The 13274-nt window shown below is 40.7% G+C and carries 11 protein-coding genes; 3 read left to right on the top strand and 8 right to left on the bottom strand.

Going from position 1 to position 13274, the window contains the following annotated elements; genetic code table 11:
• Nucleotides 1–164: 164 nt before the first annotated feature.
• The 7 genes from M3593_RS19235 to M3593_RS19205 all read right to left on the bottom strand — a co-directional run bounded on the left by M3593_RS19235 (nucleotide 165) and on the right by M3593_RS19205 (nucleotide 8177).
• Nucleotides 165–740, bottom strand: a complete 576-nt coding sequence (locus M3593_RS19235) for a dihydrofolate reductase family protein (RefSeq protein ID WP_251544235.1) — start codon at nucleotides 738–740, stop codon at nucleotides 165–167.
• 434 nt (nucleotides 741–1174) lie between these two features.
• Nucleotides 1175–2095 carry a 4Fe-4S dicluster domain-containing protein gene (locus tag M3593_RS19230; RefSeq protein ID WP_251544237.1) on the bottom strand — a complete coding sequence of 307 codons (921 nt, stop codon included), beginning with the start codon at nucleotides 2093–2095 and terminating at the stop codon, nucleotides 1175–1177.
• A 40-nt stretch (nucleotides 2096–2135) separates the two neighbouring features.
• Nucleotides 2136–2969: a dimethyl sulfoxide reductase anchor subunit family protein gene (locus M3593_RS19225; RefSeq protein ID WP_251544238.1), complete on the bottom strand. Its 834-nt coding sequence runs from the start codon at nucleotides 2967–2969 to the stop codon at nucleotides 2136–2138.
• A gap of 14 nt (nucleotides 2970–2983) precedes the next feature.
• Entirely contained in the window at nucleotides 2984–3523 is a 540-nt protein-coding gene (locus M3593_RS19220; RefSeq protein ID WP_251544240.1) for a DMSO/selenate family reductase complex B subunit, read from the bottom strand.
• Nucleotides 3524–3542: 19 nt separating this feature from the next.
• Nucleotides 3543–6110 (bottom strand): molybdopterin-dependent oxidoreductase, encoded by a 2568-nt coding sequence (locus tag M3593_RS19215; RefSeq protein WP_251544242.1) that lies wholly within the window; start codon nucleotides 6108–6110, stop codon nucleotides 3543–3545.
• Nucleotides 6111–6124: 14 nt separating this feature from the next.
• Complete coding sequence (locus M3593_RS19210) at nucleotides 6125–6847, bottom strand: TorD/DmsD family molecular chaperone (RefSeq protein ID WP_251544244.1); 723 nt, start codon at nucleotides 6845–6847, stop codon at nucleotides 6125–6127.
• Between the two features lies 1 nt (nucleotide 6848).
• Nucleotides 6849–8177, bottom strand: a complete 1329-nt coding sequence (locus M3593_RS19205) for a radical SAM protein (protein ID WP_251544246.1) — start codon at nucleotides 8175–8177, stop codon at nucleotides 6849–6851.
• Nucleotides 8178–8436: 259 nt separating this feature from the next.
• Here M3593_RS19205 and M3593_RS19200 point away from each other — a divergent pair, with 259 nt between their 5' ends.
• Genes M3593_RS19200 through M3593_RS19190 form a run of 3 tightly spaced genes read left to right on the top strand, consistent with a single transcriptional unit; the run spans nucleotide 8437 to nucleotide 12227 of the window.
• Complete coding sequence (locus M3593_RS19200; RefSeq protein ID WP_251544248.1) at nucleotides 8437–9657, top strand: PucR family transcriptional regulator; 1221 nt, start codon at nucleotides 8437–8439, stop codon at nucleotides 9655–9657.
• A gap of 16 nt (nucleotides 9658–9673) precedes the next feature.
• A complete protein-coding gene (locus M3593_RS19195; protein ID WP_251544250.1) occupies nucleotides 9674–11677 on the top strand; it encodes a molybdopterin-dependent oxidoreductase in 2004 nt (667 codons plus the stop codon).
• On the top strand, nucleotides 11670–12227 hold the full coding sequence (locus M3593_RS19190) for a 4Fe-4S dicluster domain-containing protein (protein WP_353056110.1): 558 nt from the start codon (nucleotides 11670–11672) through the stop codon (nucleotides 12225–12227). Before M3593_RS19195 ends, M3593_RS19190 begins: the two co-directional genes overlap by 8 nt.
• An 89-nt stretch (nucleotides 12228–12316) precedes the next feature.
• Here M3593_RS19190 and M3593_RS19185 read toward each other — a convergent pair whose 3' ends face one another.
• Entirely contained in the window at nucleotides 12317–12973 is a 657-nt protein-coding gene (locus M3593_RS19185; RefSeq protein ID WP_251544252.1) for a lysoplasmalogenase, read from the bottom strand.
• Nucleotides 12974–13274 lie beyond the last annotated feature (301 nt).

Here is a 13274-nt window from a genome sequence, read left to right as displayed (position 1 = left end):
GGGGCGAACAGTTTAGCTGACGAGATCCAACTCCCACGCACCCGTACGTTCTACCCTGGCTACTGAAATAATAGGTCCTATAAAAAAAAGAGCCAACCAGTAAATACTGGTTAACTCTATAATACGATCGTTCCCGTTAGAGTAATCTAATTTGGATGAAAGGGTCATTTTATCTTCTGGTAAATGAGACCAATGGCTCCAGAATCAAATGTCTTGTTTTCGATAAGTTTAAGATTGATCTTCTCCTTTAGACCTTGGAATAACGGCAACCCGCTGCCAATCAGGACGGGAGAAACCGTAATTTTAAACTCATCTATTAAATCAAGGTGCATAAGGTAGTGTGCGAACCTAGGACTGCCGAGGATGACCATATCCTTGCCTGGCTGCTGTTTGAGGTTCTTGATCTCTTCCTCGACATTCTCTTTCACCAGTCTGGAATTGTTCCATTCGACTTTCTCCAGCGTCGAGGAAAAAACGATTTTGGATGTCTTTTCAATCCACTCTGCGTGATTCCTTTCATGCTGCGAAGCTGATGGGTTCAAAGGCACAGATGGCCAGTAACTGTGCATCATCTGATAAGTCGCACGGCCCCAAATGACGGTGTCGGCAGTACTCAGAATTTCTTTCGCGTGTTTCTCCAAATCAGCATCGTAGGAAACCCAGCCAATGTCCATTTCACCGTTCGGCCCTTCTACAAAACCGTCAAGCGATGCGTGCAGAAATAAAACGAGTTTTCTCATTTTCAATTCTCCTTTGTTTATGAGGGATATCTACATAAACTCCCTCAGTTTAATAAGAAAATTCCACAACGAGAGATTAATCCCTTCATAGAATAAAGAATTAGTTTCAACCAAAATGTAAATTTACCATTTAAAAAAGCCAGTTAAGTTTTAACTTAACTGACCATTTTTTGACCACACGCTTTTTTAATAGTGCACAAAACAGTGCACAGACTTATTTTATTTAATTGAACTAGATTGACTTAGATTGTTTACCACAATCCACAAATCCTTATAAATCAAGACTTAATTGATTTTAATTTAACTTATCTAACTCAGTTTTACTAATGGATTTCCTCTGGCAGCGTTGAGGTCAGGGGTTCGATCCCCCTATTCTCCATCCTTAAAAACCCTTGCAAATGCAAGGGTTTTTTCTTTTTGTTTCCAATGAATTTTTAACAAGTCCTGCTGCTGAGATACCCTTCTTTTATGCGTGAGCAGACAGAGCATTTCTCCTCATCTCTATGAAGAGTTTTGAAAGGCTTTTTACAGACAGAGCAGGTATGTTGATAAATCTCTATGTTCATGGTCGTAGCTTTAGATACCCTTTCTTTGACTGATATTGCCTGCTCCGGACAGCTATCGACACAAAGCATACACGATGAACAGGCCTGTGAAGAAATTCTAAATCCAGCCTCATTTAATTCGAAGCATTGTTTCGGACATAGCCTCTCGCAGGTTCTGCAGAGTGTGCATGTATCACTATTAATTTCTACTTGGTTAAACTGGAAGTCTGGATAATAAGGAGCAAGCTCTAACTTTTTGTGATTAAAACGCCAGCTGGCAGGAGTTACGTCCTTTGCAAGCTTCTTGCTTCCTTTCCCCCACATCGTAAACAACTCACGACGAGATACCGTCTCCTCCTCTAAATTAATGCTTTTTATAGGAAGAAGTTCTATTTTATTTTTTTCCATATCCAAAAGCAGATTATTGGCTGCTTGTATTCTTTCTAACCACACTTCATCAAGGGGCTCTTGAGGCAGGATTGACTGAATCCCTTTTGATGAATGGATCAATAATTCAGAGACAGAAGGTTTGGAACCATTATACGCAAGTAGTTTGCCTGCTTTGACATGCCGTTTTGGAAAGACTCCTTCAATTGCATGCACCGGACAGGCAGCTATACAATCTCCGCATTCCTTACAGAGGTCAGGTTGAATGTATGGAATTCTATCCGAGATAACAATCGCTCCTGTTTCCGGACAACTATCAACACATGTTGTGCAAGTAGCTTTTTTGCTCTTACCACGGACACATCCATCGGAAATTTTATACTCAAAATCGAGACTTTCCAGCCAATTTCCAACGACTCCCATACCATTCACCTCTGCCATTCATCATCATTATTGATTAAATTCAGGATCCCAAAACATAGAATACATATCTGCTCATACCTTCTGCGACTGCGAAAACAAGCAAAGCGGCCATCACAAAAGCATAATTGACTTTTTGCTTCCCACTAAGTGACATATATCCCAGCACTCCAAGAGCAAGAATTTCTATAAACCATCGAGTTCCAATCATTCCTGAATAAGGTGCGAGTTTATCTGCAGCTGTCATACCTGAAATCAATTGCACTTCTGGACTATAAGCTGAGAACATGGCTGTTCCAATTAACTGAATTCCTATCCCAAAGATACCGGAAATAAACGCCCACTGAATCACTTGTCTGATTTGATCACCAGATAGTTTTGGCAGTAATAACGCTGCTCCTAAAACTGGACCCAACGCAAATACAGTTCCATAAAAAACGAGATACGTATTCAGGTGGTCCCAGCCGTTAACCCTGGTAACTGCATATGCGCTGCCCATTGCATAAATTGCAACTAGCCCAACAATCCCCGTGATTAGCATCAGCATTGGATTGATCTTTTTATAAATAGTAACCATCCCGGCAATGATACATAGAAGAGCAATGAAAGCACCGGTTAAAATAATCTCATTGCTCATCCATGACCGTCCCACACCTCTGATGGTATGAATAGCATTCATCGGGCTGCCAAGGTGGAAAAAAGAACCGGCAAGCCCAATAAGAGAGATGGAGGCAAGTCCCACCACTGGAATCTTCATAATACTAATTAAATCCTTGCCACTTTTTTCGAGTTTCCTAGAGACTAACCAAAGGAAGAAAATCCCTCCGGCAGCCGCTGGAATAGCAACTGTAAATATTAATAACGGCCACTCATGCATGTTAATCCCTCCTTTTATTTGCTTCCTCCAAGAACTAAGTTTGGTTTTGTAATGGATGACTTAGGTAAACCTTTAATATCTGCGTTTGCTCCGTATTTCTTACGTAATTCATCAATTGGGCCGAATTCGATCGCTCGCATGATACATGAGGATACACAAACAGGGTCTTCCCCTTTTTCTCGCAAATCGATACAGGTATCACATTTGCTCATCCTGCCAAGTTCTTCGTTGAATTGTGGAGCACCATATGGACAGTTCCACTCGCAATATCTGCACCCTGCACAGTGATCCTGATCAATTAGGACCACTCCATCTTCATCTCGCTTGTACAATGCCCCTGTTGGACAGCCTTGCACACACGCCGGATTGTCGCAGTGGTTACATGAAATAGACAGATGCCACATTGATGGCTTTGGATAGGATCCTTCTTCGAAATCATAAACCCTTCTGAAGTTCCTTCCGACTTCCAGATCATTTTTGTCTTTACATGCGACTGTACAAGTCTTACAGCCTACACATTCAGCAACATTGATATAAAATCCCATTTGCACCATGAATTACACCCTCTTTCTACTAAAATTTGATGATTCTTTGCGGCCATTTGACATCTTCTTCAATTGGCTTACCTTCCCACTTCTCCATGTTACAGCGGGCCAGGTTAAAACCGGATGAACCAAGTCCCTTTGGAATGTGAGGCACGAATAAATTGTCCGCACCAGCACGATCAATGCCCGTCTCTTCATCAATATCAATCCATGCTCCATGTGGAAGCCCAATGGTTCCTGGCATAATCCCTTCTGTTATTTTTGCCGGACGAAGTGACTTGCCAAATTCATTTGACATTAGTACTGTATCGCCATCCTTAATCCCTATTTCTTTCGCATCATGACTGCTGATATACACAGGATTTGACCAGGCTTCACGAAGCTGCGGGACATTGTCAAAGGTACTGTGTGAACGTCTGAGATAATGAGGATTGATAATTTGGTATGGATATTTTCCTTTCTTCTTGGATTCCCAGTTTTCAAAAGTAGATTCATAGCCGTGCACTTTTGGTTCATACACCGGGATTGGCTTGATTTCGGAATATGCTTTTTTGGAAAGTTCGTTGATTGCCTTACAGTAAATTTCGAATTTACCACTCTCACTCGATACTGGATGAGCTTTTGGGTCATCAATGAACTCTTTGTAAGCGATGAATCCAAAATTGTCTCCTGGCTTACGAGGCACTTGATAAATCCCCTGCTCAATAAATTGCTTTAATGGGATACGTCCTTTTTGCGGTTTGCCTTCTACACCCATTTCCTTGATATCAGCCGCCGTAATGGTACAAAGCGGCTCATAGTCGACTCCATTATCTTTGACAACCATGCTGCCAGCTAATTGGTTGAAGTATTGCTGTTTTTCAGAAATCGGGAATACTTCTTTAGGGCTTATCCCGAGTTTCTCTAGGATCCCCTCCGCAATTTGTTGGTCGGTCTTAGATCCGTATAACGGGTCTATGATCTTTGACCAGGTAATCAGAATTTCTCTGTTACCTCCAGTTACTGCTCCTTCGGTTTCCCATTGAGTGGCAACAGGAAGGACGACATCAGCATATTTCGCGTTTGTTGTCAGCACATAGGAGTTAGCGGCGATAAATTCCACCTTGCGATGTGCTTCGATTCCTTTCGCGATATTACTTCGGGTTTGGAGCGTATTGTTGTAATTATGGTAGATAAATTGAATGTTTGCCTTGCGCTCTCCTTCATAGCGCTGCAGGAATTTGCCGTTCAGTACCGCATCCCAGATTTCATTTTCATTAATGTTATTATCAATTTTGTTTTCTATGGTTGGCGTTCCTTTACCTCCTGCTGTCAGGAGCATAGGACCCATGTTGCCTGCATACTCCCAACAACTGACACCAGTCATATTTCCTGGGCTTCCCATATGGCCAGTCATCATCCCAAGTGCTGAAAATGCCTGTACCCAGCCTTCGCCATTTGAAATACGTGCCGGTGACCATCCTGTCAACAAGGCTACACGTTCCGTTCCTCCAATTTGACGAGCTAATTTCCGGATATCGGATGGTTTTATTCCACAAAGTTCCGAAGCCCATTCAGGTGTTTTCGGCTGTCCGTCATAAGTTCCGAGTATATAGTCTTTCAAATTCTCTTTTGGATCAGCACCTTTAGGCATATGGTCAGCGTCGAAGCCAATTGTATATTTATCAAGGAAGTCCCACTTTACCAAAGGATTGGTCGGGGAATCTTCATCAAGAAGCGTATGCATGATTCCAAATGCGAGCGCATCGTCCGTTCCAGGTCGGATCGGCACCCAATCAGCTTCAAAAACCCTTGCCGATTCCGAATACATTGGATCAATAGAGATGAATCGTGCACCAGCTTTTTTTGCTTGAAGGTAGTTGTAGGTGACACTTCCCATGGTACTCCATGCAGGATTGGCACCCCAAAGAACTATCAACTGGGAGTTTCTCAAATCCAAGCGGTCATTAATGCCATTGACAATTAAACCTTCTCCTACACCCATCTGTTCCCAAATCCATCGCCAGGCTCCCCATGAAGAACTTCCGTAGCAAGCTGTATATCCTCCGGCAGCTTTCATCACGTTGGTGATATTGGCATCTCCACCGGTTACTAACACAGATTCATTCCCATATTTCCCAGTAATCCTTTTAATCTCGGAAGCCACAATGCCAAATGCCTCGTCCCAAGAGATACGTACCCACTGATCACGACCACGGAGATCTTTTTTACCTCCTCCCGGCTCCCAGTTCTTCCTTTTCATCGGGTATTTCAGGCGGTCAGCACTGAATACCTGTTTCCGCTGGGACCGTCCCCTTAAGCAGCCGCGCTGTTGTGGGAAATCCGGACTGTCCTCGTGTGTATCGTCCGTCTTTTGACGAATGACCACCCCGTCTTTGATCAGGACTTTGTTTAAGCAACGGCTGCCACAGTTATGCCAGCATGCTGCCGTTTTCCATACCTCTTCATCCGATTTGCCTGAGGCATTTTTCTCTGCTTTCGCAACCAGCCCTCTTGTAACCGGGATAGCTGCCGCTGCTGCTGTAGCAGATGACCAGCCAATAAAAGATCTCCTGGACATCTTTAAGTCTTTTATTTTTTCTACTAAATCCAACATGGTGTAACCTCCTTTTACTCCTTTATTAATTCTATGTTCAGCAATTCTGATAGAACGCTAGAATCCATATCAATAAAACCTTCAAGAATCATTCCCATTCCTGCATAGAACTCAGTTTCTGCATGCTGTATAACATTCTTGGCGAAAGCTGGAGCAAATTTCCCAAGATGATTTCGCATAAAGTTGTTTTGTTCTTTTAATAGATAGATCACTTCAGGAACGGATGTGTCCACTATTGTGGCGCACGACTCTATACATAAGGAATTCAGTCGAAACATGAAGTCCAGTTCGAGACCTATATGGTCATCGGCTTCCATGTTATAATCAGCCGCTTGAAATCCATATTTTTGATACAGCTTCCTGACATCCATCGTTGTTTTTTGGAAAAGCAAACGATCAGTACGGAGGTAAACTGACTCCCATGGTGGAGCTGGTACTTCGAATGGTCCAATCAATAGTCTTGTATAATCCCAATGCAAATCATCGTAATCTCTTGAAGATATAATTGGTTTGGATTTCTCCAGGAAATTCCTTATAGATTTCACACCTGACGCAATAAGTTCTGATTCCTCCTGGAAAGGAAACGCATCCAACACATTCTCTTGTATGAATAACGATAGATATTCCTTTGATGGCTCCTCCATGAAAAACCTTCTAAGCATGTCGTATGCGATTTGCCGTGCATAAAAAAGGTCAACAATTTCTTCCACCTTTAACGCCTTCCTGGTTGCTTGCATATCAATCACCCTTTCTTCTAAATTTCTCCAACTCAGTTGGGTGTATGAACTCAAGATGTACTTCCCTAATCGAACGTCCATCTTCATCTATTTCAACGACATTAGATGACATGATAATAGGAATTTCCTTATTCCGTAAAAACGGAATGCTTTCAACTGGAAACTGCAGAAAATCATAGTCGCAATTCTCGATATAGGGGATTTTTTTCTTTTCGAGCACTTTGCGTACTGTTTTCCGGTCCTTACCAAACACCTTTGCGGTTTTAAAATAGTAGTCCACTGGAGAAAATGTATAAGTTTCATCAAGTACTTGGTTATAATTTTGCTGATAAATTTGCCCCGTGAACTTATTCTCCAGTGAACAGTAATGGACACCCATATTAAACTTTTTCTCGATAGCAAATCTGACAAGTTCAAGGCAAAGCTTCTCGCTTTCCGCTACCGCCAGACCTCCTGCATACCAAAAGTTATAGTAAATATCATAAGGTGGATTTTTCAGTTTGAATCCCCTCTCTTGAAAAGCATCAGCATTCCCAAGTGGAAAACAAAATTCAAGCAGGTTAATACCAAAGATTCCAACCTCTTCGAGAGCTGATAACAGCTCCTTCATTTCTTTTTCAGTGCCTGGTATGACCGGCATCTCAACCATTACATCTGGAATAAAGTCCTTAGCAAGCTTTATTTTCTGTAGAATGTGCTTTTGCTTTTGTTTCGAATCTTCCAATTTTATACTGAAGCGAATTTCATTTAACCCAGCTAACCGTAATTCTATAAGGATATCCTTTGTTAGAAGGTCACCTGCTGTGTATAACCTTGTATGAATGGCAGGGTTAAACTTGTTTGCCTTCCTGAAGAAATCAATCGTCTCTCCTGGATGAAGGAGTGGCTCACCTCCTGTCAACGCCAGGTGGGTAACGGTGCTTCCGCTATCGAACAGTTGGTCTAGTTCCTCCACGGCATTTCGTTGGTTTTCGTGATAAAACTGGTAATTGTCTTGGTTCTTATTGAAGCAGAAATAGCAGTCACGATGGCATTTCAACGAAACGAAATTTGTATAGCTTCCGACCCCGGTCTGGCATGCCTCACATGCGGTAGAAATCTTGCCATTTGAGACGACACTTTTGCCATTGTTACGGAAGGCTGCATCACAGCCTTTTAGGTCCTTGAGCTGCTTTTCTCTCTCAGTTTGGTCGGGTCTTCCCTCAAAAGTAAGACCAAATTGCTCAATATGTTTGAGTGTTTCCTTTTCGATATCTTTATAAATCCTTGCATACCTATTAAGTGATTGATTTTGTATCTTTTCTAAATCTTGCTCTAGTGTTCTAATCACTTGTTTCACCTCTATCCGTCATATTGTGAAACTTTTCACTTACAAGTACATTATAGGATTGATCGGAGCCCACTCCAATGTACGGAGAGTACGAATCTTTAAGTCCTTTTTTGTGTCTTTGCACAATATGATGGTGTCCAAATTGTGACTGCAACGTTGCAGTTAACTTTTACGTTTCTGTGAAACTAGTTGTTAAAGCTCCGGGTCTGCACTACCATGAAATTGAATTACAAAGTATATATTTGAAAGGATTAACCACATGGAACGATCCGCATGTATACCTGAAATTGCAACAGAATTAACCAGGGCAAGTCACGAAAATATAACCTTTTTAATCCAAAAGGTTTCTGACCTGTCTGGCAAAGCAGTTATTTTAACGAATAGCCATAATCAACTTATTTCGAGTGCATTAAAAGACCCTTATCATACTATCGGAAGCATTATGGCCATCCAACAATTGGAGCAGCATAAAGACCCGTCTTTTTCTCTTTACGAGCTGATAACCGATTCTTATGTCTATTGGGGTTGGGGAACCGTTGTTGCCTATGATAATAATATCCTTGGGTACCTTTACCTCGTAGATTCAGAGATTCCTATCATGGAGGTACAAACTCAAACGTTGATGTCGCTTGCATCCCTCCTAATAGCATCCAAACTACAAATGAAGCTTGAAATACGGCAAGAGAAGCTTAAGTTCAAGGAACCGTTCCTTTTTGACCTTCTATATGGGAACCTCAAGCAAAAGGACGAGATTCTTGAACACGCTCAAATATGGAATTGGGACTTTAGCCTTCAACAAGCAGTGCTTGTCTTTGCATTGAGGGATTTTAACCATTATGCGACAGATAAAAAACTAATAAATAAATTGCTATATATAGTTGAACGAACCGTTGTGGAGAGACAATGGGAACCTATAACCATGAAGCGAGGTAATCAAGTTTCCTTAATATTGACTGCCAAAAAAGAAGATCAGATGAGTTTAAAGGACTCAATAAGGACAATTGCAGAAATTATATTAAAGGAAATGGATAGACAAGAAACTGAACGCTTCTTTTCATGTGGGATAGGAAAAACCTACAGCGATCCTCGGGATTTATTTCGGAGTTTTCAAGAAGCAAAGGTTGCTCTTGAGATTGGAGAATTACTGGATATCCAAGTCCCCTACTTCGAAGAACTCGGACTAGAACGCATTTTATATAAGCATGATACCCAGGATTTGAAGGAGTATTATGAAACGATTCTTGGAAAAATGATTAATTACGATAGCATTCATCATACTGATTTCACGGAAACATTGGAAGCGTATGTGACCAATCAATTTGACATGGTTTCTACATCTCAAGCATTGTTTTTACACAAAAATACCCTTCGATATAGACTTAAAAAGATTGAAGAAATCCTGGGATACAAACTAGATGATATCAATAACAGGCTGAATGTTTCTGCTGCTTTTAAAATCAAGAAGATGAGAAAGATTTAACAAAGGGAGTGTAGTCATGGCGGATGGAATATACCGAAATACCTGTCCGAGAAACTGCTATGGTACGTGTGGAATTCTCTCTTATGTAAAAAACAATAGACTAGTTAAGGTAACAGGTGATCCTTCTCATGGTTTTACTAAAGGAAGTCTCTGTGCTAAAGGCTACGCCTATACCCAGTTTGTCTATAATCCTCACCGGCTGAAATATCCCATGTTGCAGACCCCTCGAGGCTCTGGCAACTGGAAGAGGATATCCTGGGATGATGCCTATACTATAATTGCGAAGAAAATGATCGAACTCCAAGTTCGATACGGATCCAACCTTGCTTCTGGATACAATAAATATTCTGGTAACCTTGGTCTCCTTCACTATGCGACTGAAGGGCTTTTCAACAGCATTGGTCCTCATACTAAACCAGTTGGCAACCCGTGTGCCTTGACTGGCTTGAATGCTCTGGAGCGGTCCTTTGGCAAGAAGTTCAGTGCAGTTCCAGAGGATATGGCTTGCTCTAAAATGATTGTCCTTTGGGGAGCAAACCCTGCCGTGACCAATGTGCATCAAATGAAGTTCATTTACGAAGCACGCAGAAAAGGCGCAATCCTGGTTGTCATTGATCCTGTCCTTTCTCAGACAGCGAAAAAAGCAGACTTATATATTCAAATTAAACCTGGTACTGATATGTGGCTCGCACTCGGAGTCGCAAAAATCTTATACGAGAATGGCTATGCTTCAAATGATTTTCTTAATGAAAGAGGAGAAGGCTGGAAGGATTATATTAATTTCATAACTCACAAGATTAGAATGCAGGAGATTTACGAAATAACAGGAGTCTCTCAAGAAGCTATTACAGAACTGGCCAGTCTGTATTCCTCTATTAAGCCCACCGCTACCTGGGCTGGGTTGGGAATCCAAAGAAACAGCAATGGAAAGGACAGCATCGAGGCAATTAACAGTCTTGTGGCTCTGTCCGGAAATTTAACCATTCCCAATGCAGGCTTATATTTTATGCATAATGATGTAGAACTGTTTCCTAACAGGCTGCTTAATCGTGAAGGGCCGCTAAATGAGCTTGTTCCAGATTCAAGGTCTGTTGATATCAGTGACTATGCTAACAATGCTCTTTCTTTCGATAATCCGCCATTAAAATTACTTTGGATTGCTTCACGGAATATCTTTACTCAAGACCAAAATCTGGCGAAATGGAAAGAGCTGTTTGATCAACTTGAACTTATCGTTACTGTAGATATGTATCTGACGAAAACAGCTATGGAATCAGATTTGGTTCTTCCCGCAGCTACCCATTTTGAGGAGGAAGACTTAAACATCGGATACTGGCATTATTGGATTTCCTTGAATCAAAAAGCAATTCCTGCATTCTACGAAGCTAAAAGCGACCTTCAGATAGCAAGAGAGCTGACAAGGAAGCTGAATCAACTTTCACCGGGTTTCTCTAACTTTCCATATGAGAAGGAACCAATAGAGTGGATTCGGGACGAAATAACACCTGAAATCATGCATCTTTATGGAATTAATCGTTTCGAGGATTTAATGACAAAAGCTCACCATAAAAAAGAGAAATTCACCTTCCCCTATGAAAGACAAGTATTCAGTTTTTTTTCACCAAATGAGAATAACAGTTTGGCCATTAACTCATCTGAGCTAGACAGCTATACACTGTTAACTCCTCAATCACTACTCAAAATCCATTCTCAATATGAGTGGGTATCATGGCTTAATTCAAAAAAAGATGAATCCATAATTGAAATATCCCCTGCAGCAGCAAGGAAGAACTGCATCGCAGACCAGGACAAAGTCGAGCTATACAACGAATCGGGCAGCATCATTGGAACCGCCAGAATCTCCACGCATCTACCTGACAACATTGTGCTAACCCATCAGGCTGGAAACAATCCTATTAACCAGTTGATCAGAAATAAAGAAAATGAAAAACCCGATAGCAGCACTTATTTTTATGATAGTATTGTGCATTTGAGGAAATGGAGGGAATGCAATGTTTAAACAAATGGGATTTTGCTTTAATGCTGATGATTGCATAGGCTGCAGTGCATGTGAAATTGCATGCAAAAATGAAAATCAGACTCCCTCCGGTATCAACTGGAGGACAGTAAAGAAAGTGAGTCCTGAATTGTTCCTTTCCGTTTCCTGCAACCATTGCGATAACCCAGAATGCTTCAGAGTCTGTCCACATAGAGCATTTACTAAGCGAAGAGACGGGATTGTGGAAATAAACCAAAATCTATGTGACGGATGTCAACTCTGTGTCGCAGCCTGCCCATACCATGCACCAAAGTTCGACCCTGAGTCCCATAAGGTATCCAAATGTCAGATGTGCTATCCACGACAGGATACAGGCCATTTACCCGCTTGTGTGGAAGCCTGTACAACTAATGCACTCAAACTCGTGAATCTGGGGGAATTTAACAACCCCAACATAGTAAGGTCTCTCCCAGGCTTTCCTGATATCTCGATTACGAGTCCGTCAATTGTTTTTTTTGGACAGAAGACGAGGAAGCGTTACTTTTTATCCCAGGGTAGACTGAAAACATAAGATGTTCTTAAACTAGCCCTCCTATTATAAGTACTAACCCGTTCCGTTGGGGGAGAAATTCCTATTACTAAACTTTTTGAAAGAATACTTTACAATCCTTCTTTTCTAGATTTGGTTAATAAGCTACCGAGGCTATGGGCAATTAAAAACTGAGCTGTGTAATATGTAGACATGATGAGTAAACTTGATTGTGGAACATCAGATACAAACAGATTCCAAGATAATATAGAATCGGATAGGACAAATAAAAAACTTCCTGCAATTGCCCATTTATTACCTGTCATAATGGCTGACCATGCCATAAGTGAAATCACAAAAACATATGCAATAACAGGAATAATGAGATTACTGTTTCCATTGTCCATCAAAGCTTTTACAAGTTCGTTACTAATTAAGAAAGAGTAAACAAATATAAGAATGATCATTGCGAAACGTGTTTTAGAAAACTTCCATGTTCTAATGAATCCGAATAAGTAAAATAGATGCCCTGTTAAAAATGCTGCTAATCCAAAGATAAAAGAACCTGCAATTAAGCCATCTCCCAACATACATATAAACAATCCAGTTATTATAATCCATTGAGCAGGTTTAGGATTAGTATTGCAATGTAGGTATGCATAAATAATGATTAAAACCATAGGAATGAGCTTAAAAGTGATTTTAACAGATGCAGGATCTTCGGGGATAAAAAAGATATAAAGGCCACTCATGAATAAGATTAGAAGAGGTAATACAAATTTTTTCATATGTACATCACATCCTAATAATTTTTATTATATTTTATGTTTTATTGTAGATTAATAGGACTTTTTCAACAGAAACTGGTAATTATAACTTCAGTAGTAAGCCGATAGGGAAAGCACCTGTAACTTTGGAATTGCATGGTTCATATGCTAAATCAAATTGGATTTTTATTACATTGAATCTTTTCCTTGATCTGCTAAACTTCCAATAGTGGAAGACGTGACAGCTTTATTCTGCTGTTGCACCCTTATATTTCAGTATTTATTTACAATCCCTGGCTATTGTTTCGACCAACACAAAAAA

Origin of the sequence: Mesobacillus sp. MER 48, from assembly GCF_023714225.1 — a bacterium.
GTDB lineage: Bacteria > Bacillota > Bacilli > Bacillales > Cytobacillaceae > Mesobacillus > Mesobacillus oceanisediminis_A.
This window is presented reverse-complemented; position numbering and strand designations above follow the sequence as displayed.

Excerpts from the sequence above, each read along its gene's own strand:
- M3593_RS19235 (WP_251544235.1), bottom strand. The coding sequence starts at position 740 with ATGAGAAAACTCGTTTTATTTCTGCACGCATCGCTTGACGGTTTTGTA.
- M3593_RS19230 (WP_251544237.1), bottom strand. The coding sequence starts at position 2,095 with ATGGGAGTCGTTGGAAATTGGCTGGAAAGTCTCGATTTTGAGTATAAA.
- M3593_RS19225 (WP_251544238.1), bottom strand. The coding sequence starts at position 2,969 with ATGCATGAGTGGCCGTTATTAATATTTACAGTTGCTATTCCAGCGGCT.
- M3593_RS19220 (WP_251544240.1), bottom strand. The coding sequence starts at position 3,523 with ATGGTGCAAATGGGATTTTATATCAATGTTGCTGAATGTGTAGGCTGT.
- M3593_RS19215 (WP_251544242.1), bottom strand. The coding sequence starts at position 6,110 with ATGTTGGATTTAGTAGAAAAAATAAAAGACTTAAAGATGTCCAGGAGA.
- M3593_RS19210 (WP_251544244.1), bottom strand. The coding sequence starts at position 6,847 with ATGCAAGCAACCAGGAAGGCGTTAAAGGTGGAAGAAATTGTTGACCTT.
- M3593_RS19200 (WP_251544248.1), top strand. The coding sequence starts at position 8,437 with ATGGAACGATCCGCATGTATACCTGAAATTGCAACAGAATTAACCAGG.
- M3593_RS19195 (WP_251544250.1), top strand. The coding sequence starts at position 9,674 with ATGGCGGATGGAATATACCGAAATACCTGTCCGAGAAACTGCTATGGT.
- M3593_RS19190 (WP_353056110.1), top strand. The coding sequence starts at position 11,670 with ATGTTTAAACAAATGGGATTTTGCTTTAATGCTGATGATTGCATAGGC.
- M3593_RS19185 (WP_251544252.1), bottom strand. The coding sequence starts at position 12,973 with ATGAAAAAATTTGTATTACCTCTTCTAATCTTATTCATGAGTGGCCTT.